The organism is Pseudomonas sp. TE36184 (assembly GCF_054060055.1).
This window is the reverse complement of sequence record NZ_JBSSCU010000001.1, coordinates 1,136,223-1,158,694: the sequence shown is the minus strand read 5'-3', so window position 1 is coordinate 1,158,694 and position 22,472 is coordinate 1,136,223. Positions and strand designations below refer to the sequence as shown.

At 52.7% G+C, this 22,472-nt stretch carries 18 protein-coding genes and 8 pseudogenes; 13 read left to right on the top strand and 13 right to left on the bottom strand.

The window, feature by feature from the left end; genetic code table 11:
- Positions 1 to 41: 41 nt before the first annotated feature.
- From ACVWZP_RS05235 to ACVWZP_RS05195, 9 genes and pseudogenes are all read left to right on the top strand, one after another.
- Positions 42 to 533: a hypothetical protein gene (locus ACVWZP_RS05235; protein WP_457369466.1), complete on the top strand. Its 492-nt coding sequence runs from the start codon at positions 42 to 44 to the stop codon at positions 531 to 533.
- Positions 530 to 886, top strand: coding sequence for a hypothetical protein (locus ACVWZP_RS05230; RefSeq protein ID WP_457369465.1), 357 nt, complete (start codon positions 530 to 532; stop codon positions 884 to 886). The genes ACVWZP_RS05235 and ACVWZP_RS05230 overlap by 4 nt, the downstream gene beginning before the upstream one ends.
- Positions 880 to 1,083, top strand: coding sequence for a hypothetical protein (locus ACVWZP_RS05225; protein ID WP_457370411.1), 204 nt, complete (start codon positions 880 to 882; stop codon positions 1,081 to 1,083). The genes ACVWZP_RS05230 and ACVWZP_RS05225 overlap by 7 nt, the downstream gene beginning before the upstream one ends.
- Positions 1,049 to 1,678: pseudogene (gene tnpC / locus ACVWZP_RS05220) on the top strand (IS66 family transposase); the annotation flags it as partial. The gene ACVWZP_RS05225 and the pseudogene tnpC, both read left to right, overlap by 35 nt.
- Positions 1,679 to 1,706: 28 nt before the next feature.
- Positions 1,707 to 1,940 (top strand): annotated as a pseudogene (locus ACVWZP_RS05215) (transposase); the annotation flags it as partial.
- Between the two features lie 77 nt (positions 1,941 to 2,017).
- Positions 2,018 to 2,814: pseudogene (locus tag ACVWZP_RS05210) on the top strand (IS630 family transposase).
- Positions 2,815 to 3,384: 570 nt separating this feature from the next.
- Positions 3,385 to 3,546 (top strand): annotated as a pseudogene (locus tag ACVWZP_RS05205) (transposase domain-containing protein); the annotation flags it as partial.
- Between the two features lie 172 nt (positions 3,547 to 3,718).
- Positions 3,719 to 5,278 carry a hypothetical protein gene (locus ACVWZP_RS05200; protein ID WP_457369464.1) on the top strand — a complete coding sequence of 520 codons (1,560 nt, stop codon included), beginning with the start codon at positions 3,719 to 3,721 and terminating at the stop codon, positions 5,276 to 5,278.
- Between the two features lie 353 nt (positions 5,279 to 5,631).
- Positions 5,632 to 5,826 (top strand): annotated as a pseudogene (locus tag ACVWZP_RS05195) (integrase); the annotation flags it as partial.
- 410 nt (positions 5,827 to 6,236) lie between these two features.
- Here ACVWZP_RS05195 and ACVWZP_RS05190 read toward each other — a convergent pair.
- Both ACVWZP_RS05190 and ACVWZP_RS05185 read right to left on the bottom strand, forming a co-directional pair.
- Positions 6,237 to 7,442, bottom strand: a pseudogene (locus tag ACVWZP_RS05190) (IS4 family transposase); the annotation flags it as partial.
- Between the two features lie 158 nt (positions 7,443 to 7,600).
- Positions 7,601 to 7,717, bottom strand: a pseudogene (locus ACVWZP_RS05185) (transposase); the annotation flags it as partial.
- A gap of 539 nt (positions 7,718 to 8,256) precedes the next feature.
- Between ACVWZP_RS05185 and ACVWZP_RS05180 the strand changes: the two are divergent.
- Positions 8,257 to 9,303 (top strand): glycosyltransferase, encoded by a 1,047-nt coding sequence (locus ACVWZP_RS05180; protein WP_457369463.1) that lies wholly within the window; start codon positions 8,257 to 8,259, stop codon positions 9,301 to 9,303.
- Positions 9,304 to 9,556: 253 nt separating this feature from the next.
- On the opposite strand, the gene ACVWZP_RS05175 is transcribed toward ACVWZP_RS05180, so the two are convergent.
- Positions 9,557 to 10,885 carry a hypothetical protein gene (locus tag ACVWZP_RS05175; RefSeq protein ID WP_457369462.1) on the bottom strand — a complete coding sequence of 443 codons (1,329 nt, stop codon included), beginning with the start codon at positions 10,883 to 10,885 and terminating at the stop codon, positions 9,557 to 9,559.
- A 241-nt stretch (positions 10,886 to 11,126) separates the two neighbouring features.
- Positions 11,127 to 11,538 (bottom strand): annotated as a pseudogene (locus tag ACVWZP_RS05170) (IS3 family transposase); the annotation flags it as partial.
- Between the two features lie 103 nt (positions 11,539 to 11,641).
- Between ACVWZP_RS05170 and ACVWZP_RS05165 the strand changes: the two are divergent.
- A complete protein-coding gene (locus ACVWZP_RS05165) occupies positions 11,642 to 11,770 on the top strand; it encodes a transposase (protein WP_457369461.1) in 129 nt (42 codons plus the stop codon).
- 208 nt (positions 11,771 to 11,978) lie between these two features.
- On the opposite strand, the gene ACVWZP_RS05160 is transcribed toward ACVWZP_RS05165, so the two are convergent.
- The 3 genes from ACVWZP_RS05160 to ACVWZP_RS05150 all read right to left on the bottom strand — a co-directional run bounded on the left by ACVWZP_RS05160 (position 11,979) and on the right by ACVWZP_RS05150 (position 13,704).
- Entirely contained in the window at positions 11,979 to 12,674 is a 696-nt protein-coding gene (locus tag ACVWZP_RS05160; RefSeq protein WP_457369460.1) for a hypothetical protein, read from the bottom strand.
- Between the two features lie 558 nt (positions 12,675 to 13,232).
- Complete coding sequence (locus ACVWZP_RS05155) at positions 13,233 to 13,502, bottom strand: antitoxin Xre/MbcA/ParS toxin-binding domain-containing protein (protein ID WP_457369459.1); 270 nt, start codon at positions 13,500 to 13,502, stop codon at positions 13,233 to 13,235.
- Positions 13,444 to 13,704: a hypothetical protein gene (locus tag ACVWZP_RS05150; protein WP_457370410.1), complete on the bottom strand. Its 261-nt coding sequence runs from the start codon at positions 13,702 to 13,704 to the stop codon at positions 13,444 to 13,446. The genes ACVWZP_RS05155 and ACVWZP_RS05150 overlap by 59 nt, the downstream gene beginning before the upstream one ends.
- A 603-nt stretch (positions 13,705 to 14,307) precedes the next feature.
- Between ACVWZP_RS05150 and ACVWZP_RS05145 the strand changes: the two genes are divergently transcribed.
- Positions 14,308 to 14,925, top strand: coding sequence for a CatB-related O-acetyltransferase (locus ACVWZP_RS05145; protein ID WP_057004134.1), 618 nt, complete (start codon positions 14,308 to 14,310; stop codon positions 14,923 to 14,925).
- A gap of 118 nt (positions 14,926 to 15,043) precedes the next feature.
- Here ACVWZP_RS05145 and ACVWZP_RS05140 read toward each other — a convergent pair whose 3' ends face one another.
- From ACVWZP_RS05140 to ACVWZP_RS05120, 5 genes are all read right to left on the bottom strand, one after another.
- On the bottom strand, positions 15,044 to 15,889 hold the full coding sequence (locus ACVWZP_RS05140) for an amidohydrolase family protein (protein ID WP_457369458.1): 846 nt from the start codon (positions 15,887 to 15,889) through the stop codon (positions 15,044 to 15,046).
- A 28-nt stretch (positions 15,890 to 15,917) separates the two neighbouring features.
- On the bottom strand, positions 15,918 to 17,207 hold the full coding sequence (locus tag ACVWZP_RS05135; RefSeq protein ID WP_046489496.1) for an MFS transporter: 1,290 nt from the start codon (positions 17,205 to 17,207) through the stop codon (positions 15,918 to 15,920).
- Positions 17,208 to 17,342: 135 nt separating this feature from the next.
- Complete coding sequence (locus tag ACVWZP_RS05130) at positions 17,343 to 18,074, bottom strand: GntR family transcriptional regulator (RefSeq protein WP_079443860.1); 732 nt, start codon at positions 18,072 to 18,074, stop codon at positions 17,343 to 17,345.
- Positions 18,075 to 18,390: 316 nt separating this feature from the next.
- On the bottom strand, positions 18,391 to 19,710 hold the full coding sequence (locus tag ACVWZP_RS05125) for an MFS transporter (protein WP_457369457.1): 1,320 nt from the start codon (positions 19,708 to 19,710) through the stop codon (positions 18,391 to 18,393).
- A 43-nt stretch (positions 19,711 to 19,753) separates the two neighbouring features.
- Positions 19,754 to 20,527, bottom strand: coding sequence for an SDR family NAD(P)-dependent oxidoreductase (locus tag ACVWZP_RS05120; RefSeq protein WP_457369456.1), 774 nt, complete (start codon positions 20,525 to 20,527; stop codon positions 19,754 to 19,756).
- Between the two features lie 147 nt (positions 20,528 to 20,674).
- Between ACVWZP_RS05120 and ACVWZP_RS05115 the strand changes: the two genes are divergently transcribed.
- On the top strand, positions 20,675 to 21,577 hold the full coding sequence (locus tag ACVWZP_RS05115; protein ID WP_046383487.1) for a LysR family transcriptional regulator: 903 nt from the start codon (positions 20,675 to 20,677) through the stop codon (positions 21,575 to 21,577).
- Between the two features lie 87 nt (positions 21,578 to 21,664).
- Here the strand turns inward: ACVWZP_RS05115 and ACVWZP_RS05110 are convergent, their stop codons facing one another.
- Positions 21,665 to 22,171: an AAA family ATPase gene (locus ACVWZP_RS05110; RefSeq protein ID WP_169864626.1), complete on the bottom strand. Its 507-nt coding sequence runs from the start codon at positions 22,169 to 22,171 to the stop codon at positions 21,665 to 21,667.
- Positions 22,172 to 22,472: the final 301 nt, after the last annotated feature.

Below are 22,472 nucleotides of genomic sequence, written 5' to 3'. Positions count from 1 at the left end.
TGAACCTAGGCCACGCCCTCAACGGCACGATCCAGCAGACGTTGGACGAACTCATTCACGGCGTGGATCTTGACCTCTCTGTCAGCCCCGAGACCCAACTCACCGATTATGGCGGTCTTTCCGGAGCGGTGTTGATGGTCGCCGGGGATTGTCGCGGCCTGTTGCGGGTCAGTGTAAACACCGCTGTCGCGGCCATCAGCTTTCACCAGATGCGCCCGTTTCTGGAAGCCAACGGCGTATTGGCCAAGGCCGCTGCGGACGCAACGCCGAACGAGCCCGTCGGCGCCCGTCCGGACTTCGACGCGCTGCTTGAAGAGCGGCTGGCCACACTGCAGAACGGTTACCTGATCATGGACGGGGCACACGGCATCGGCAAGTCGACCTATTGCCAGCAATTTGTGCCCACCGGCGAATCGGTCGAGGTGCTGGGTGTGTATGCGCTGTCTGAGCGCGGACGCGGGATCACGCCTGCGCACCAGGCTCAGCCGGAGTTTTTTTCGATTGGGTCAATTCGCTGTGGTCGAGGACGATGAGCGGAAAACCGGCGCATCTGCAGGAGCTTTCTTACCCGGAGCTGATCCGGGCCAGCCACAAGCGCCTTCAAGAGCTGGCCGATCGACAGGTAACCGTAGGCAAGATTGGCGTGATCTTCATCGACGGCCTGAACGAAGCCGCCGGCGCTGGCACCGACGCGCTGCAACGTCTAGCGGCGTTGTTCCCGCCGACCTTGTCGAACGGGCTGGTCATCGTGATCACCGGTGCCGGTTTGGATGGGCATACCGCGAGCCTGAGCACCGTACTGCAGCGATTCGGCTCACGCTTCCGGCGTTGGGGCCGGACAGCCAGCGAGCGCTGTGTGTCGAGTTGCTGGATCAGGGCATGGTGACCTCAAGGCTGGTCACCCTGTTGTGTGAGCGGGCCAAGGGGCATCCGCTGTACCTGCGTTACCTGACCGACATGGTGAACTGCGGCGCAAGCGAGGACGACGTTGTCCAAATGCCCGCATTTAGCGGCACCATCCAAGATTACTATGAAACCTTGTGGTGGCTTCCTAGGCAACTGGACCGGCAATCTGGTCTGTGACGACTTTGCAGGCTACAAGGCAGGCTTTGAACTAGGTGTCACGGAGATCGGCTGCATGGCCCATGCACGCCGGAAGCTCTTCGACTTTCACGCGACCAACAAGAGCCAGATCGCCGAAAAACGGTGCACTAGATCGCGGCGTTGTACGAAGTAGAACGAGAGGCTCGTGAGCTGGAACCGAGTGTCCGGCAGCGAATACGGCAGGAAAAAGCAGCGCCGATCATCGACGCACTTCATACCTGGATGATCGCCCAGAGGCAGCTTGTGCCTGAGGGATCGGCCATCGCGAAAGCGTTGGATTACAGCCTCAAACGCTGGATAGCGCTGACGCGCTATCTCGAGGATGGTGCTGTGCCCATCATAACAACTGGTGCGAGAATCAAATTCGGCCGTGGGCTCTTGGGCGCTCGAACTGGCTGTTCGCCGGGTCACTGCGTAGCGGTAAGCGGGCAGCTACGATCATGAGAGTGATCCAGTCGCGCGGCTCAACGGGCACGATCCGTATGCTTACTTGAAGGGTGTCCTTACACGCCTGCCGACGCAGCGGGTGAGTGAAATTGCTGAACTGCTCCCGCATAAGTGGGCGCCCGTTTAACCACGCAAGGTGTATTGGGCGGACGCTTACGCCAGTCATTCCATTGCGAAGCATGAAGCGTAAACCCAAGCCGGGATTGCCGCGACTGTTTGATCGCCCCAAATATCGGCAGCGCAACATCATCGAACGCATGTTTGGCTGGCTGAAGGAGAGCCGACGCATCGTGACACGCTTTGACAAGCTCGCAACAAGTTTTGCGGCGATGGCCTCATTGGCCTGTGCCATGCGGTGCTTGCGACAATACTTTTCGTACAGAGCCTAGTGTGGTGTTTCAGAAATGCCAGTGAAAATTTGGTCTAGTCTTTGTAGAAAACCACTCATCAAGAGTTGTGTATCGTCATGGGCCGACCAGCAACTGTCATTACTCTTTCTGAAACTGAAAACGCGGAACTGCTACGCCGTATCAAGCTCCCCAAAGGCGCCCAGGACGCATGCCTGCGCGCCAAAATAATCCTCGCCTGTGCCGCTGGCGAGTCCGGCAACGACATTGCTCAGCGCCTGGGCACCAGCAAAGGTGCAGTGTCACGATGGCGCCAACGTTTCTCTAAATTGGAATTTCTGGGTTTGAACGATGAACCGCGATCTGGTCGGCCACGCACCATTTCAGATGAGCAAGTTCAGCAAGTAGTAAGTCAGGTATTGCAAAGTAAGCCTGACGATTCCAGCCACTGGAGTACGCGCCATATGAGCCGCGAGACGTGCCTGTCTCCAGCCAGCATCATGCGTATCTGGCATGCGTTCGGAATCAAGCCGCATCTGGAAAAAACCTTCAAGCTTTCCACTGATCCGTTGTTTGTCGATAAGGTTCACGACATCGTTGGTCTGTACTTGAATCCGCCCGAAAGAGCACTGATGCTGTGCGTTGATGAGAAAAGCCATATTGCGGTACGTCCCCGCTACAACATCCACTTCACGCCGACTTCAGCCTCCAGGCCGAATTTGGTTGAGTGCTTTTTCGTAACGTTGAGCGAGAAGTGGATCAAGCGACAGGCGCACGTCAGCGTCAAAGATCTTGAGGCTTCGATCGAGCACTACCTGGAGACTTACAACCAGAACCCAAAACCGTTCCGGTGCACAAGAAAGACGAGGAAATTCTCGCCTCAGTCGCTCGTGCAGCACGAGCGCCAGGCACCTGATTTTTTCAGTGGTACTTCTGAAACACCACACTGGCGCTTTCGACAATCCGGCGATTTTCCGCCTGCCCAGATATCTTCCTACCGCGTCACGACTACACTTGGGATTACCATTCGATTTCCTAAGCAATGCTTCGCCAAGCCCCCGCCGCTGTTTTTGAATCAATTATGAGGCCGATCGAGAGGCAAAGCAGAATCATACCGTTGGCTGCATGTCGTGGTTAAACCACTGCATTCAAGTAGCTGACCAGGTTATCTGGCGCATATCTATATGCTTAACCTACTGAAAACGAAAAGCATGGGGTCAAGTACTGGGGATTAATATCCAACTCGACCAGCATAGCCAGGCCGTCGATGGTTTTTTGGAAGTCCACTGACTTGGGGTAGATATACGCCTTTTCGACTTTTGCGCCAGGTCGCATCATGGCCGGGCTGGCTCCAGAGAAAGATTGGAAGCGCAGCATCCGTTGTCAGCTTTTCCGTTGGAATGTGGGGCTTGTAGAACGGGTAGGAAGCAACGCCGGCGAAGGAGCGATAAAGCTTGTTTTATGAATCCGGCGCAAGGCCTAGTCGTTCAGTGATGCGCTCAAAAGCGTTGCTGCCAGTACCCAGACCGCCAACATCAACGGTCTGAAACCCTATACATGGCTGCGCCACATACTGGAACGACTACCGCATGCGCAGGAGGGGATCGACTACGAAGCACTATTACCATGGAACCTCTCGCCAGAGCTGCACGGTAAACAAAGTGGTGGTTTGGAGATAGGTATGGTTCATGGGTCGGATTCGGTTAACTGGTCGGGCGGGAGTTTTTTGAACGTCAAGCCCGGAGGGGCATCAAAATTTTTTGCCTCCTTCAAGCTTTTCATAAATTCATCTTCGTTAGATACCAAATGGTGGAGTGCTCATGCAGAAGTGGAAAAATATCGAGTTGGGCAGGCGCAATACTGCTTCGACAAAAGCGTGCGAGGAGGAATTAGACAACACGTCCTCAACGAATATGAGCATGAGGAATATTTTTGGAAAGGAGTCCGAGCAGACCGAAAAACCCTTCTTAAAAAAAGAACAGGAAATAGCATTAAAAAACATAAAAAAACACAACTCAAAAACTACAAAGCACATGAAAAAGAACGAAGCAATCGTTACTGCGAAAATGCCTTTTTTAAGTAGAGTTGAGAGTGTCGCGGAGGAATACACCACACAATCAATTAGCTCTCGCCGCTCCGGCTTTAAATCTGAGTGGAGAATTAACGACTCTAGACTAGATAGTATCAAACCTGACGAATCGCAAATACATACCATTCGCAATGAAAGCCTGCAATCGGGGAGAGAGGACGAGTACTTCATCAAGAAAAACAATGGTTTTTATCAAGTCAAATATGACCGGGCAAATCAAACCTGGAGAGTTGAGCCGCCTAACAAAGTGGGTATGGCAACGTATCGTCCCGCAGTTCGATTAAATATACATAATACCTGGGAGTTACATGGCGAAGTAGGATTGCGAGGAGCGGGGCTCACGAAAGTGCTTGGTATGTTTAGACGCAATTACGGAAAAATAACAATTGGGGGCTATACGTTTAATCAGGTTAGAGTCAATAGAGAAAAACACAAAATAATGACCGGCATTTCCCAGGTGTATTTTGTTGATTCTAAGAGTCCTGCTCGAATAGTGTCGCTAAGCAAACTGCATGAGGCTGGCAAAATGGATAGCGACAATGAAGAATACAATTATCTTGATGATTTGACGCTTGACGCGAAAATGGATATCTATAATGCAGATGACTCTAGTCATAAGTTACGCGGCGTCCTGTCTGTAAAAATCAATGCTCAGTTGACGAACGTTAATTATTTCGATATTGCCAAACAGTCAAGAGCCTGGGGCAAAGACGCTAGCAAGGCTACGAATGTCGTATTGCTTCCCCAAACTATATATTTAAAAGGGCGACCAGGTGAGTGCCTACCGGCTGCCATTCTAATGGGCCGTGCATTAGAAACTGGACGGGCGCAGACATTCTCTGAACGCCTTATGTCCATCTATGGCGTGGAAAATATTGAGAGCAACTCTTTATATCGATCATTGAGTGCGCTGCACGAGCATGGCAATGCTTCAAAATTTAACGCCCTTGCAAAACCTTTTGCTAGCCTGTCACTTGCAACGCTGGAAAGTGCAGAGTCGAGCCTCTTTAAAAACACATCAAGTTCTGTGCGCGTTGATATTCCAGGACATACGATGCTACTATCAAAGGTAATTAGTGAGCGGGGGGAAATAAGATATGTGTTTTTCGACCCTAATTATGGAGTGGCTTATTTTGATAAATACAAGCACATGTTAACTTTCTTCAAAAGAAAAATACACTCGTATGCTGTAGACACTGAAACAATCAACTTTTATGGCTTGGATTACTCAAATATTCATCTTAATAAGGTTCGAGGGCAGAGTCTAGATGACATCATTGATGCTAAGTAAGCATTTTATAAATGTTCGCGTTCAAGGCGCTGATGCCGACACTAGTTCATAAATCGGGGACGTTGCAGGTTTGTGGCGTTTAGATAACTGCTGGCAATTTACCGGCTAGCAAACCTATTGGTTCCTGCTCGAATCCGAAAGCAGCTGCAGAATCAAGGAAATGGGTCGAGGCATCTTGAGATCGTTTTTGCAGCACCAGTCTTGCCTCGACCTCGAGTTGAGCTTTAATGAGCTACTTGGCTGTCGATGTAAATCATGTTTCCCCGCAGGCGCCAAGCCAGCCTGCTGTTGGCCTGTTAGCGACCGTTGCTCTGGTTAGCCATCCTTGTCCTTCCACACGTGGAGGATTTGTCATGAATATCAGCGCTACCTGCTGCCGTCAGCCTTGGAATAAAGGAAAATTGGTCGGGCAGAAAACACCACTCCGACTGAGAGATATATGGGCCATCTGAGTAAGGCTTAAAATTGCAGAAAGAACCCGGGATCTAGCTCTCTTCGATCTGGCCATCGACAGCAAGCTTCGAGTCTGCGACTTAACCAAGCAACGATGAAACATATGCTCTGAAGGTTCTGCTCTTGGGATCAACATCGCCAGAAAACGGCCATTGCAGTTTCGCGGCTGTATCTGGTAATGATATTTCTTGGCGCAAATTTATCTTGCAGCATCGCTCAGTAAAGGAGCATGGCCGATTATGCACAATACCGCGGGAAAAATATTTAAATTCTCCCCTAAGAGGGTAGTAAACACGAGTGACGGATGTGTCAGCGTATTCAAAAAATACGTGTTTTTCACAAGCCTTCTCGGAAAGACGTGACCTTACTGCAAGCCAATGATTTAAAACAGAAATCACCTGCCTACCTTACCAGGCGAGCGCTTTTGGTCCTAAGACAAGCTCCCCAAAAAAATCGATATCCACTTCAGATCCTAACGAGGGATTGAGCATAACCCTCCACATGTCTTGGGCTTGGGGACCTTGGGGCCGCGGGGGCTTTTCGCAACTTGTTTGGGCTGGATGTTTCTGGCCAGCTCCAACAAACGCTGGGCCAACTTTTCCAGAGGGACGGCGGGAAGATATTCCGAGGGCAGCGCAATCTGCATGCCCTCATAACCACTCCTGACCTGGACCGCCAAGTGATAAATCGAGGCTTCCCAGCCGTCAGGCTGGGTATCCCGATGGGCTTGCTCCACGCTTCGCTTGAGTACGGCCAGGACGTTGTAGGCCAACACCGCCGTAGTGAACCCGAGCAAGGCGGCCTTTGGGCTGCCGAGAGTTTCGATTTCACTTTCCAGGATCGCTTCCAGTCGCTGGAACATGCCTTCAATGCTCCAGCGACGGCGATAGAGTTGCGCGATCTGCTGTGCGCTGACGCTTTCAGGCAGGTTGCTCCAGAACATCAAGCTGCTGTCACCCGAGTCTGTTGGCGAATGAAGCGTCAGTTCGACACGCCGACATTGGTAACCGCCTCTGACCTGGATGATCTGCTCACGCACAGTGCCTGTTTCCACAGGCACGGGCTCTTGCCACTCACCCTCTTGAATCAGGCGTGGAGTTTGGCTTGCTGGCGAATGACAAAGGACGTCTGGACCTGCTCACAAGCCTCCATGACCGGGAGCGTGCAATAGAGTCGATCAGCCAGCTCAGCATTGGCCAGTAGAGGCAGCACACAAACACGCTCGCTTGCGTAGGCATCCTCACACGCCTGGAGATCGATGACCTGATCGAGATCGGGGTCGTAGACAACCCACCGAAAAGCCAGGACGAGCAGCGCCACGTTCGTGGCGTAAAGCCCCCAGACGCTTCTCAGTGGATGCCAGGTGATTGCCGTCTACCACTCGAACCTGCCAGTGCGGCAGCATCGCCGTGCAACCCAGTTCTTTGATGGTTGGAGTCAGTCGTTGTGCACAACCGGTGACCAGAGCACGCAACAGAGCGGGTTCGGTACGACTGATCTTGTCGTAGAGGGCCGCCAAACTGACAGGAAGATCATCCAATTGTCGCGCGGCGGCATGCAGAGAGGGCTTCAAGCCCAATGAAACAAGAGACATCAACTTGATGATGGTCGAGAACAGTAGTTCACGAGAGTACTGCCGTTGCCGATGCACTTCGAAGACCTGATCAATCCACTCAGGCGCAATAGCCTGCTCCAGCGCCAACTTGGCCATGACGCTGGCAGGTGCTTTTTTCTCGAAACGCGCTAGTACATCGGCCCACATTGTTTGTGCATCCCTGACAGAAACTTCAGGAGATTTTACCTAAGACCTTGAAAGGGATGGTGTTAAATGCGCAACTCACTCATATCCACCAGCTGTTTTCGATCCATTCACAGGTTCGACAGGGCGAAGAGCGTGGTCAACTGAGCGGTGTTTTTCATCAGCCCGCGAAAGCGTACTTTCACGTACCCAAACTGGCGCTTGGTCATCCGGAACGGATGTTCGACCATGGAGACTTTTTCAGAGTTTCCTTAAGCTGATTGTTTCCTGCGCGCGACTGGAGTTATGCCCGAAAATTTAACTAACATCTCTCTGGCCACTAGCTTGAAACCGTTTAAAATGTGAGTGGTTTGGTCTTATTCCGATTCTTCAAATGATTAACTGCTTTGATTGTGAGGTCTTGAGAGGTTGATTGGTCGCTATCGGGTGGCCGTTTGATGTGTGCGTCGGTTCATGGCACAAGTGGCATTAAATGTGCATTCATAGTGGTGCGGTCCGGAGTTGATTGAGTGGGGGCAGAGTCAGGACATCTGGCTGGAGTAATCCGCAGTTGAGTACTAGGCTTAATCGCTCAGCGGGACAGTACATTATGATTGAGTACGACATTGCTTGGTTGGGTCGATAGCTTTCGTGCGGGGTTACGGCGCGAACTGGGTCTTGAATGTACGTGCATCCTGCATTAGTCTCGGAGATACTCCGCAAAACGCGGAGTTGACTTTGTTATCTGGACTCTATCTTATGGAAAGTATAAGAAAGGAGGATAAGCTTGAAGTTACATCAGCTACCGAGTGTCGCAAGGCGTGGTGCAGGCACGGAAGAAGAACTTTATGAGCCGTCTCGTAGCGCAGCAGGTTGGGGGAGGCACCCGTCGCTAGAGGAGCTTAAGGCAAAAGGTAGTGCTTCGGAGATCCCGAAAATGGCCCATTTCGTCTGGATGGGTAGAGATACGCAGCCTGAGCAACTAGCCAGCATAGTTGATTTTAAGAAAAAGAATCCGGAATACCTTGTTATGCTCTGGGTTGATCGTAAGCAAACTGTCATTAATAGTTTGTTGAAGTATGACTTATCCCTTGATAAATATCTCGAAAAAATCCGTGTTTCGGATATCGATGAGTTTTTCCTTCTTCGGGCGAATGGGCAATACGAACAATCTCAAGCGGTCCATCAGGCTTTTTTGAGAGAGCGGCACGGAGTATACGCAAACTTAGCTGCTTCAAAAGATATTTTGAGTTTGGCGCTGATGGAGGTGTTTGGTGGAATTTTCTTGGATATGGATGTGGCCGTGTTGCAAAAGCTGTCTTTCCCGCCAAGCGAAAAAGGTGCTTTTTTTCGCGTAGTCAAACGTGGTGAGCGTGACTTTATGACTAATGGGGTGCTGGCTGCAACGCCACGTAACAGCTTGATCTTAGAGGCTATCCGTCATGCAGTTGCCCCCTACGAAGGCAGTCCTCTTCAATATAATACTAGCTTATTCTGGCGCAGGCTCAAAATGCAGTACAATATTCCTCCGAGAGCATCCGGAGACCAAAAAAAGGCTATGCATGAACTTTTTTGGGGCGCAAAACGGTCTGATCCTGACTCGCGATTTAATCTAACTGTTCAGGCTACTGGTCCGGGAAGCCTGGATTTTGCTCTTGCTGGTCGCTTTTGTTTGTTCGGCGCATCATCTGGAGTTCAGACGCATTTTCCGCGCCAAGCAGAGGTATTTGGCCATCTTGATACGAATGCTAATCGTACGTGCCTTCCAGATGTTGATTCACGTGGACAATCATGGCGCAGCACCTCAAATATGGCGCGTCGAACATCTATTTAGATCGCTTGATTCTAGGGCTGCTCTAAAAAGGCTTCTAGGGCTAGTTCGTGAATCGCTTACGATAATTTTGGTAGGCGCTGGAAATGGGATCCATTGTAATTTTTTGCACTGATCAGGTTTTAAGAAAGAAACCCACATAGCATCGGTTTTCAGATTTCGTAAGCTATAAACTCTAAGCGTGGATTTTCAAGTAATTTGGTGAAAGTGTATAGTGCATGTTTTAGAAAGATAGCCTCCCTAGGGAGGCTGCTTGTTACGTGGATAAAAGCACGCGAGCCTTATATGTGCTATAGCCTGAGGGAAGTTTTATTTTGTTGTGAGAAGGTTGATCTTTGTCCACTCCCACTGTGTGGGAGTTTACGATTAGCAGTTCGGAAGAGTTGTAGTCATACGATAGATTGCTGGTAAACCATGGCGTTGAGTTTGCAACCAGCAGATCAGTGCTCGTGACAGACGACATAGATTTTATTCCGCCTTTTTCTAATACGAAAATAGGTCTTTCACCCTGATAGGTTTTGCCATCAGAGTTGGTAAAGGTAGCGACTTTAACCATGTCATGATGAAGTTTGGTAATGGACTTTAGTTTGAAACTGTCGTCATCAATTTTGCCGCTTTCAATTTTGCGCGATAAGTTGCTGTTTACTGAAAAGAGCGAGTGATGTTCTAAGAGCTTTATTTGAGGGCAGTCGGCAGAATAGGTAAAGGTGCTATTTTCATAATATTTATGCACGTGGGGGGCTGCTATCAAATGCTCTGGGGCGTCAAGGTCAAAGGTATAAGCGTGCTCGCCAGTGGTTAGAAAGCAATGCCTACTTGCGCCCGTCTCTGGATAGAGATCATGTCCGCCATCTGCAAAATCCTCCGTTTCCTCTTGCTTGCCCAATGTTTGGTAACGGTCATAGTACTCATAGAAGTTGTACAGCTTATGAGGGATTAACTTACTAAACTCAGCATTGAATTTGAATAAATGAAGCGTCGCGTTTCCTAGAGCATAAAGAATTTGAGTGCGGGAGTCCCATAAAAGACCGTGAGCATGAGGTACGGTATACCATGACGTATTTAGATCCCCCCAGAAATCACCTTGTTCTTTATAATTAGGCCGGTTGATATATATGTAGCCCTTCGAGCTAGGACTGGCTGTGACTGTAATGGTTTTACTCTGGTCTTTGGACTGTACCAGCTCGACCGAATGCACTGCGGAGGCTTGATAGTCCCTAGTGTCGACGGCTGCAAAAAGGGCAGTGACTCCTGAGGGGGCTACTTTATAAACCAATGCACCACCTGAAGAGTGCGAAATTACGATAGCCTGCTGGCCACTTGAATCTGTGCTGTGAACGGATAGAGATTCGCCATCAAACGGCGTGACCTTCAAGTCAGTACCATAGCTGTCCGCGTTTGAAAGGGTAATGGTGTGTTTGTGCGTAGCCAAAAAGTTATTTGAATTCGGATCCTGATTGATTATCACAGAACAAATGCCTATGCCGCCTGTTTTTGAGGCTGCTAAAAGAAATGTTATGGGCGGTTTATCATTATTGGGTAGCGCGTCGGCGCTTGCTGAGAAATCGGATTTTTTATGAGTCATCGTAATTTCCTTTTTTTGCTTGAAAATCCAGTGCCGCAAACAGGCTAATCGTTAGCCCGTCATGCCGCTCTGACAGCTTAGGAGTGGCGTAAAAACTGTGAACATTTTTTACAATAGACCATAAAATAAAAGGTGCTTTTTTTTTCGACATTCGATCACTGTTTCGTCTTGAATTGCGAGGCCGATCAGAAATCGCCTGAAGCCAAGGTATTAGATTGATTATGATGTTAAGGGCAGGGGTCTACCCCATTTCCACGGGCGATATTAAAAGAGTCGAAAACATGAAATTCTGGCGTGCAGCTCCACGACGCATCTGCCGGTTATGAATCCGCTCTATGTAATCGAACAGATCCGTCGGCGCCTCATCCCGAGTACGATATGATTAATGGACAGCACGCTCCCGCTTGAGTAGACAGAAGTAGCCTTCACAAGCTGCCTTATCCTCACAATGGCCCACGGTACTCATGCTGCAAGCCAGCGTGTTCCTATCCTGAAAGCGCTGGTAGTCGGCGCTAGTAAATTGACTTCCTCTATCCGAATGTAAAATCACCAACCTATCGCTCTGACGCTGCCCAATGCTCACTTCCACGGCACGGATCACCATTTCTTGCCAGCTCGCTGTACAAGTCCAACTCAACACACAAGAACAACTTAGCGTAAGCGGCCGGCGAACACGCCTTCAAAATCCCAGAATTAAGGGCGATGGTGTCCGCGTATTTTTAAGCGGACGCGATTGCCCTTATCGCCAGGATTTCCATGCGCCAACGGAGCTCTTATCCCAAACCATTCAAAGCCCAGGTCGTCCAGGAATGCCTACAACCCGGAGCGACGATTTCCAGCGTAACCATCCATCACGGCATCAACGCCAACGTGATCCGCAAGTGACTACCTGCTTACCGGGATCAATCGCCTGCAACCTTGCCGGCTATCGTTCCGGTAAAAGCTGTCACCGGTAGAGTTTGAAAAGCGTTACGCGATGAGCTTGCAAGGTGCCTAGAAAATCTGGGGCGATTCAAAGTGAGTTTTCTTACAACGTATACAATATATGTAACATAACCCCCTATTCTCAAGCCTCTCAGACCTCAATCATGTCTTAGCGCACTCCAAATGTTGTGGCAGAACGACGCACATCAGAACGTCTAACACTGAGAAATCCTGAGGCGTTTTGTATTGGAAAGGCGGCCTGAGCATGTTCGCTCACGAGTTCGCCATAGCCGTCGTGAGTCGCTCGCCATTTCTCATTGTTGTTAGCCCCAGTCGTTACTTTACCAACATATCCCGAGACCAATCCCATCCTGCGATTTGGCTGGAGACAGATTAGCCGCCGCTCCAATTGCCCGGCCAATGTTTGTGAAAAATCCCCATACTGCGCCTCAATGAACGCATAGATATCGCGCATTCTGTTTGGCACAGAACACACACTCAGTGCCGCTTGCGGAAACATAATTTCTGATACTGACGCCCCCCAACACGCGGTCACCCTTACCTCGATATGTTCAGAAAGGTGTAATCGACGAACAAGGTTGTCTGCTACTGTCCCTACCGCTAAGCGATCGCCCCCAGACTTATAAAAATAAGGCCTTCCAGGCTCGCCATGTCCATCGATGTAAACCTTATCAATGGTCTGTCCCGCCAGACTGGGTACGGCAGGAAACAGCGAGCGTAGCCGCAGCGTACTAATTTGACTGCTCTCACCAATTTTCTGAATTTCCCGCAAGAATGCAGCCGATGGGGCGACGAGGATCCATGGGCTTTTGCCGCGCTCGATACGAGATTGATTGGCATGCATTAGAAGCCGTGCTCGTTCTGCATCGGGGAAAGGAAAGTAGATGTAAGATCGTCGGGACTTTCCGTCCTGCTCCGTACTTTCCTCTTCATAATCAGGTGGAGGGGTGGGCGCACGGGCGACCGCCCGACCAGTTGCGGACTCTGCGTACAGTGGTTTTCTAAACATCGCTGTTATCTCTTTAGCCATCCATTGATCGGAATCTGCAGTATAGCCACGTCTGCGGGTGGCCCTGAGGCCATGCCTTTTTGAAGAGTCAAAGACAAGGCGCTAATTAAATTCGATCAGGAAGCGCTCGCGGCGAATCTGATGACGCTTCCCTACGTACTTGGCAGCGAGGATGGGGCACCTGTCTCATCGGAGGCCAATAGCGGGGGTTTTAGACGTGCATCCGCTCACCATTCTTGTACTGACGTCATGGCTCTCAGTTGCTGGAGCGGAAGAAGAAAGGGGGGCGATAGCTTTCGGCGCCCTAGTCCAAATGTACCTACGCCTAGAGGCGTAGCGAATTATTGACCTAACGGAGGATCCCTGGTCAAGCAGCTAGACAAGACTGGCACGTTATTGATAGACCCTCAGTTCGACCCGTTCTAGGTAATCTTCCACAGCTTTGAACCCCAGAGAGTTACCCACCAGATCAAGAGGGATATTACCGGCCAGATACCTGCAGGGTTTAGCAAGCCATTCCTCAGTCAGCCGCAGGGTGCCAAAAACAGTCGTTGCGTGTTCGAGAACCTTTGCGTATTGAAAGGCGATCGCGCTCTGAAGGGGGCTAAGTCGACCGCTCGTCGATTCGTTGCTTTTGCTTTGTTGGCCGACCAGGCTTACCAACGATCTGGCCGATGACCCTCAATGATAAGTAAAGCTCGGAAAGCGAGATCATCGACTCAACATCTTTCAACGCAAAACCTTCCTTTGCGAGCAAGAAAAAGTTGAGCTCGCTAAGCTGCTCAATTCTGACGTGAGTAAGATATTCCGTAGGTTTACGAACCAGCGGCGTCGAGACAGCTGTCTGAGCAATACGAGGAACCATGTGACTCACTTTGGCGGTGACGGATCAAGCTAGCCTAGCTCGATTCGATACTAATCGCATGGTCGTCTGCGGTGAATGATCTGTAACACTGGCGTTCGGGAGCTGGCAGATAGTCCAGGATTATTGTCAGTGCAGGGGACAGCTGGAGCGGTGTCGAATCGGGGAGAAAACTGGTACCTCTCCGAAGAGTTTTCTCAAGCTCTGACTAAGGGCCACTCGAGATGAAGGACTGCCAGGCGAGGAAATTTCGAAATTGAGCATTTTGGGGCGACATTGTTCTAAATTTGCGTACGCTTGGCAGGGATTAGCGAGAGTTTCGTAGAAAAAGTCTCTAATTTCCGCAGTCGCAGGAAATGGACAGCGCGAATCCGCGGCTTCCTAACCTGGCACAGGATTTAACATAATATACATTATGCGAACCTACACATACAGAACTGTGGGCCTGTTGTGGTCAGATTTTATGCCTGGCACTGCCTCTCGCCCTCAAACCTGAGGCCCAACAGGCCGAAAAAACAAACCATCCATTTCACTTGCTAGCTTGCAACCCCGTTTTTCATTCTTCAGGATAACGTCCCATTCCAACGTTTGAATAAGGTTCTTCCCATGAAGCTACTGCGCATCTGGCGCGATCGTCAGGAACGCAAAGCGCTGCGTGCACTGCCGAAGCTTGAGCGTGCAACACAAAAACTGCGCAACCGTTATCCGCAATTCAGCTTTGGAATTGGCACCTATGGCGATCTCAAGGTACATGACTGGCATGAAGGAACCACATTGCGTGTAGGCGCTTATACGTCGATTGCGGGTAACGTCGAAGTCTATCTGGGCGGTCACCATCGCATCGACTGGCTAAGCTGTTATCCGTTTCCCGCCAAGGTCGAAGAAGTTGCCTACATCACTGACTTCGGCGGCAGCAATGGCGACGTCGTGATCGGCAATGATTGCTGGATCAGTTCCCATGCAAAGATCCTTTCGGGTATCACCATTGGCGATGGCGCCGTTGTGGCGGCCGGCGCGCTGGTGACTAAAGATGTGGCGCCCTATTCCATAGTAGGCGGAAATCCCGCCAAGTTTATCCGTTGGCGTTTTGATGAGCCTGTTCGCCAGGTCTTGGAACAATCCGCCTGGTGGTATTGGCCTGAAACCGAGGTACGCAGCGTTGCACATCTGCTGTGCTCCTCTGATATCGAGCCGTTTATCGAGTACTTAAAACAACGCCAGTAAACTGGGAAAATATAGCTCAACTAAATAGCCATTTAGTTGAGTTATTAATATACTCCTTCCCTCCTCCCTCTCTACAACTAAGAAAGGTCTGAAGTAGCCAGAAATTTACGCGTAAGTTTCAACTTTCGCCTTTTGCAAACCCGAATAACATCCGTGGCGAGTCCACTAGCAGCGCACGCATAAGCTCCGTCGAGCACTCCAGTGCTTGAAGTTGATCGATCACCGTATCGAAACCGACGCCTTCTTCATGTTGCGTATGCGGCCAGTCGCTGCCCCACACCAAACGGCGACGGCCGAAGCTCTGCTCCAGCAGCGGTAACGCCATCCGGGCAAACTCGATGTTCTGTTGTGGCGTACCTTCCAGTCGATAGATACCGGACACCTTCATCCACACTTGCCCGCTCAGCCCCAGTTCCAGCACCTCGGAATAACCTGGCTGATCAAGGCCAAAACGCGCGTCCGGACGCCCCAAGTGATCGATGACGAGTTTGATCCCAAACGGCATCAGCTGACGAATCAGTTTCGGTAAATCCTCCACCTGGCGGTGCAACTCCACGTGCCAGTCCAGTTCAGCGATGTGGCCGAAGAAGTCCTTCCAGGCAGCGTCGTGAAAGTCAGGCAAGGCTTTGCCCATGAGGTTCAAGCGAATGCCGACCACGCCCAGCCGAGCCATGTCGTTCAACATGACGCGGCTAACACCTCGCTCCAGCACCACCACCCCTCTCAATCGTTCCGGCACCTGCCTCAGCGCCGCCAGCAGGTAGTTATTGTCGGTGCCGAGAAAACTCGGCTGCACCAATACACCATGACTCAGGCCATGGGCTTGCAAGTGCTTCAGATACTGCGCAAGTGTGGCGTCGTAGCCAGGGGTATAGCGTCGTGCAGCGGCCAGGTTCAGCTCGCGGCTGAACACATGAGCGTGGGAGTCGATGCCGGTGATCGGCGCAGGACAGGTATCAGGCATGGATTTCATCTATCGAAGGTAATGGTCATCAGGCCCGGGCGGTCTCGTTGCCGTCGACCGTGGTTTGCACCGGCGCAGTCGAGGCCACGAGACTGCGCCCACGGGTTTCCGGCAGGCAAAGTGCCGCGATCACCGCCACACCGTAGGCGACCCCTGCGTCGATGCCAATTGCAGACCCCAAGGACATGGAGTCGCTCATGTGGCCGACCAGGAACGGGAACACCGCGGAAAGCACTCGACCAAAGTTGTAGCAGAAACCGACACCGGCGCCGCGCACGTCCGCTGGATACAACTCGTTGAACAGCGCACCAAGACTCGCCGGAATGCCAGCCGCGAAGAAGCCGAGCGGAAACCCCAGGAACAGCATCTGGGTATTGGTCAGCGGCAGGAACACATAGCACTGCACGGTGACGACACAGCACAACGCAAACAACACGATGTTTTTGCGACGGCCAATACGGTCGATCAAAAATCCGCTGACCACACAGCCACACCAGAAGGCGAAGATAATCACCGCGAGGTAGCCGCCAGAGTTCAGCACCGACAGGTTGCGCTCTGTCTTGAGGAACGTCGGCAGCCAGGTCATCACTGCGTGGTAGCCGCCGTGCGCGCCGAGGCCCAACAGACCACCGAACAGCGTCACGCGGATGAGTTCAGGGCGGAAAATGCCGGCCAGGGATTTGAAGAAACTTTGCGGGATGGCGTTTTCTTTTTGCAGCCGCTGGAAGCTGTCGGGCTCCTCGACGTTGCGACGTACCCAGATGATCAGGAACGACGGCAGCAATCCGACCAGGAACATCACACGCCAGGCCATGTCCTGCGGTACAAAGGAGTAAATCAGCGTAAACACCCCGACCGCCAGGCCCCAACCTACGGCCCAGGCGCTTTGCACCGTTCCCATGACCTTGCCGCGATATTGAGGGTTGATTGTCTCAGCCATCAGCACTGCGCCGGCAGCCCATTCGCCACCGATGCCAAAACCCTGGAGCGCTTTGACGATCAAGAGCTGATTGAATCCCGTCACGAACGCGGACAGAAAGGTGAAGACCGAGAACCACAAAATCATCCACTGAAGTGTGCGTACCCGGCCGTAGCGGTCGGACAACGTCCCCCCTACCCAGCCACCAATGGCTGAAGTGACCAGGGTGACACCACTGATCAGCCCTGCGTCGCCCTTGGTCAGGGCGAACGCGGCGATCAACGCCGGAATCGCCAGGCCGAACATTTGTACCTCCAGCGCGTCGAGCGACCATCCGCCGAAGCAGGCCCAAAACGTCTTGCGCTCCCGAGGAGTGACTTGGCGATACCAGCTAAACATGATTCTTATCCTTATAGGTGGAACGTGAGGCAGCCGAGAGCGAACCGCGCCGCTACGAGGCCAGTCAGAACAGACAAAACGATCAAACCAGCGGCGACCGACTCGCCGCTGAACGAAACGCTACCCAGGCACGGGTCAGCGAATATCCACGCGGTAACGGAAGTGCTCGGCATGCCCGCGAGAACGACGCCACTCCAGCGGTGTGCCGGCGTAATCACGCGCCAGCCTCTCGATCACCACCACCGGGCTGTTGACCGGGACTTGCAGCAATCGCGCGTGCACGTCATTCACCGATTCAGCGGTCAGCGTTTCTTCGGCCGAGGCGACGACCTGACCGCAGACCTCTTCATAGATCGGATACAACAGCGGCCCTTTGCTACTCAGGTCGATCTCCAGCAGCGGCTGAAAGCGGTTGCGGGGCAACCAGATTTCTTCGGCGAGCACCGGCTGAACATCGAGCAGACGCACACGAACAATGCGGATCACCGGCGCGTCGAGTGGCAGCCCCAACGCCTGGGCCACCGCCGAGGGCGCGGTCACCGGTTCGATCGACAGGATGCGACTCTCTGGCACCCGGCGCTCGCCGGCAGCGGTTTGAAAACGGAAGAATCGGAACAGCGAAGATTGGAACTGAGGCCGGCGAATGAAAGTGCCTCGACCTTGCTGACGTTCCAGGATACCTTCACTGACCAATGCATCGACCGCTTTGCGCACGGTGCCAGTAGACAGTTGGTATTCCGCTGAAAGCGCAGCTTCGGTGGGAATCGCTTCCCCCGGACGCCAGCGATTGTTGGCGATCTGTTCAGCCAAATGGTCACGCAGGCGTTGGTAAAGCGGCAGGCGAACATCACTGGAAAGAGCATTCATCGACTTTATTCACCTTGTTATCTAGTCATATATATGAATATAGAGGTGAGTATTTCCCCATACCGCTTGGCTGTCAATAAGGGTCAAAACATTTTGCTGACGAATGGCGGGGCCAAGCCGTAGCCAATCTGCGTCAGTTCGACTCGGAAATCCTCACCGTTGTCTCCCCTGCCCCCCCGCAAATCTTGTCCATCAACGCTTGAGCCACACCGCTGCCCTGCTCAAGGATTTTGAGGGCGGCACTGATCGCGGATCACCACAACGGCTACTGACGCATTGCCAGGATCGCTGACAACCGCGCAGTCAATTTTGTGTCTCATCGCCGCACCTTCACCCAAGCCATGAGCAACGCCGAGGACAGTACGCCGACGGTCATGAAAATATAGGCCGCTCCGGGGTTGCCGGTAAGGCCGATCAGGTAGCCGACAATCCATGAGCCCACAAAGGCACCTAATGCCCCGCAAGCGTTGATCAAACCAATTGCGCCACCGAAAACATTGGAGGGCAGAATTTCCGGGATCAGCGCAAAAAATGGTCCGTAAGGCGCGTACAAAGCCGCCCCGGCGATGCTCAGCAAAGCAAACGACAACCAGAAATGGCTCGGGCCAAGCAAGTAGGAGCAGAAAAATGCCAGCGCACCCAGCGCCAGAAGCGGCCAGACAAAATGTTTACGCTGCTGGGATTTATCTGACATCCAAGACACCGCAAGCATGGCGGCCACGGCCGCGACATAAGGCACAGCGCTCAACCAGCCTACCGTGACAATATCCGTAGCCGCGGCCTGTTTGATGATCGTCGGCAGCCACATGATGAATCCGTAGACCCCGACGCTCCACAGCGCGTGGACGCAGCACAGTTGGATCACCACCGGGCTGGTAAACGCCTGGCGGTAATTACGCACCACCTTCATGCCTTTCTGTTCGTCTGCCAGTGTCGCGGCCAGCTGGTTTTTTTCCTGCTGAGTCAGCCACTCGACCTGCTCGGGCTTGTCCCGCGCCAGCCGCCACCAGATGAACGCCCACAACACTGCTGGCGCGCCTTCAATCACGAACATCTCGCGCCAGCCCCACGCGTGAATCAAATAGCCCGAGACCACCGACATCCAAAGTACGGTGACCGGATTGCCGAGAACCAGAAACGTATTGGCACGCGAGCGTTCCTTGCGGGTGAACCAGTTACTGATGAAAATCAGCATGGCGGGCATCACTGCGGCCTCGACGATGCCCAGCGACACCCTGATCACCATCAACATCGGAATATTGGTCACCAGCCCCGTGGCCATCGCGCAGATGCCCCACAAGATCAGGCTCCAGAACACCAATTTGCGCACACTGTATTTCTGCGCGTAGATAGCGCCCGGAACCTGAAAGAAAAAGTAGCCCAGAAAGAACAGGGCCCCGATCAACGAGGACATGCTTTTGGTGATACCCAGGTCCTGCTCGATGCCCGCAGCACTGGCAAAGCCATAATTGGCGCGATCCAGATACGCGAGGCTGTAGGTAATGAAAATTAGCGGAATCAGATACCGCCAACGCTTGGGTGCGAAGCTTTTGGTTTTGACGTGTTGACGATTTTCGTCGGTAGCCTGCCCGGCAATATCGACCAGCGACACTACCTGCTCTTTGAGGTTGCTCATGGATGTCCCCTGTTATTGTTGTTGTTTGCGGCGGGAGTAACATTCAAACGACGCTTGTCAGGCCTCCGTCGACGAAGATCGTTTGGCCATTGATGAAGTCCGAGGCAGCGGATGCGAGAAATACGGCGGCACCACGCAACTCCTCGACGCGCCCCCAACGGCCCGCAGGCGTGCGTTTGCACAGCCATTGGGAAAATTCCGGATTGTCTACCAGCGCCTGGTTCATCTGCGTCGCGAAATAGCCAGGTGCCAACCCATTGGCCTGAATACCGTGGCACGCCCATTCGGCGCACATGCCCTTGGTGAGCATCTTCACGGCACCTTTCGACGCCGCATAAGGAGCGATCGTCGGCCGGGCCAATTCGCTCTGAACCGAGCAGATATTGATGATCTTGCCGCGACGCCGGGCAATCATGTGCCGGGCGACTGCCTGGGACACATGGAAGACGCCGTCTAGATTGACCCGCATCAATTCGTGCCAATCGTTCGCGGCAAAATCTTCCAGCGGTGCCCGCCGCTGAATGCCGGCATTGTTCACCAGGATATCGATGGCTCCGGTCTGCGCCTCAAAGCTATTGATCACTTCGAAAACCTGAGCCTGATCGGTGACATCAAACACCGCGATCTCTGTGCTTACACCCTCGTCACGCAATTGACTTGCGATGAGTTGCGCTCTGTCACTATTACGATCATTGATCACCACAGTGGCGCCCGCAGCTCCCAAGCCCCTGGCTAGTTCAAGCCCGATGCCTTTGCCCGAACCGGTGATCAGGGCCCTGCGCCCGTTAAGCTGGAAGCTCCTGGTATTGAATGACATGCTGTTCTCCACAAATGGCCATTTATGTTTTTTGGCCTTGCCGTCACTTCATCGCAGCCCAGCGGTCACGTCCAATCGTCATTAATGATATCGTGATCAAAATTCATGATAAGCGCGAAACAGCCCCTGAAAGCTCGGAGTATTCAGATGGAAATCAAACATTTGAGAGCATTTGTGACCTTGGCTCAGGAGCTTCACTTCGGTCGAGCCGCGCAGCAACTGTCGATCGTTCAACCGGCGCTGAGCATGCAGATCAAGTTGCTCGAGGAAGAACTGGGGGTGCGCCTGTTCGAGCGCAGTCGGCACTCGGTCGCTTTGACCGAAGTGGGACTGATTTTCCTACCGGAGGCGCGCGCGACCTTGCATCAAGCGGCCCATGCAGCGGACGTGGCCAGGGCGTCAGGGCGCGGTGAAATAGGTCGCGTGCGTTTAGGTTTCGTCTCCTCGGTATTACCCGAATTGCTGCCCACCTTGATCCGCTCACTGCATCAACGATTCCCGCGGATTGAACTGGAACTCAAGGACATGCCGGGCCCGGATCAGACAGCGGCGCTGAAAAATGGCCAGCTCGATTTCGGCTTGATGCGTTTGCCGGCCGTGGCCCCGGGGATTCAAACCCTGGAAGTGCTACGGGAGACCTTCATAGTGGCTTTGCACGGCGATCATCCTCTGGCTGTGTGCGGCACGCTGCACCCCACAGCGCTGGCAAACGTACCCGTTTTCGTCCTCGGCAGACGCTATGCACCAGGATTTTACGATGGCCTAATGCATGCCGTGAGCACCCACGGCGCGCAGCTGGAAATAGCATCGGAACTCGGCGAGTTCACCACCATGCTCGCGCTGGTTTCCGCCGGGCTCGGCGTCGGGTTACTGCCGGCTCGTGCCGGGCGTGCCCTGCCCGCCAACGTGATGTCCAAGCCCCTGGAGTTGGGCGATTACCGGGCAACGACCGGCCTGGCCTGGGTTGATCTGGACAGTCCGGTGAAGAACACTGTATTCAACCTGGTGAACGAGCTGTTGGCTGACCCCGCTGCCGAGCGTTTTCGCTAGCGAAAACAGCGGTTGCTCGCGCCGCGCCGCAGGCAAGTGCGCAAACTCCCCTGCCCTCACCGCAGACTAAGCGCCCATTAGCCGCCACTACTCACTGGGCAATAAGCCTTCGGTGAGCATCGATACTGCTTGCTCCGGCGAAGTCAGCGCGGTGTCTATGCAAAACGGCGCTTCGGCCCACGCTTCATATTCGTGATCCAACACAGATTGCCAGGTTGGTGGAATCAACCCGGGAATATCACCCAGCCTCGTTTCTATCCGGCGCCGATGTTCGTTTTTATCCGAGCAAATCACTTCAATATTTACCAACCGAACACCCGCTTTCGAGGCGGCTTCGTTCCACGCCATTCGGCTTTCGACGACTGGATTTACGCAATCAACGATGACCATACGGCCTAGACTAAGATTACTCAGGGCAAGTTCATTCGCGACCATGTAGCCACTGCGTCCCACGTCTTGCGCAAGAGCACCGGAGTTTCGAATCGCTTGTTCGATCGTATCGATCCGCAGGTAGAGGGCGCCTGTCGTAGCGACGAGGGCCTTGGCGATAGTGGTTTTTCCAGTGCCCGGAAGGCCGCTGAATACGATAAGCATTGTCTGTCCTTGGAAGAGTGCGAACACAATGTACCTTGTAACGTCGGTCATCAGATCACCGTTTAAGTTATGCCTCCCACAAGAAATCTGACGCCTCCATCATTCCTCCATGGTTCCTCCCATAAAACCCGACATTCTTTGCGCACAATCAGCATCTCTAATGTCATCGCCGATTAAGCGGTGGGCGCTTGGATGACTAACTGACGGCCTGAAAAAGATACTCCAAGGGTGTCTCAGCAACCCCATGCTTCAATCCCGGCCAGATCAGCCCCCTGCTTCAAATTCAAACCGAATGGCAAAA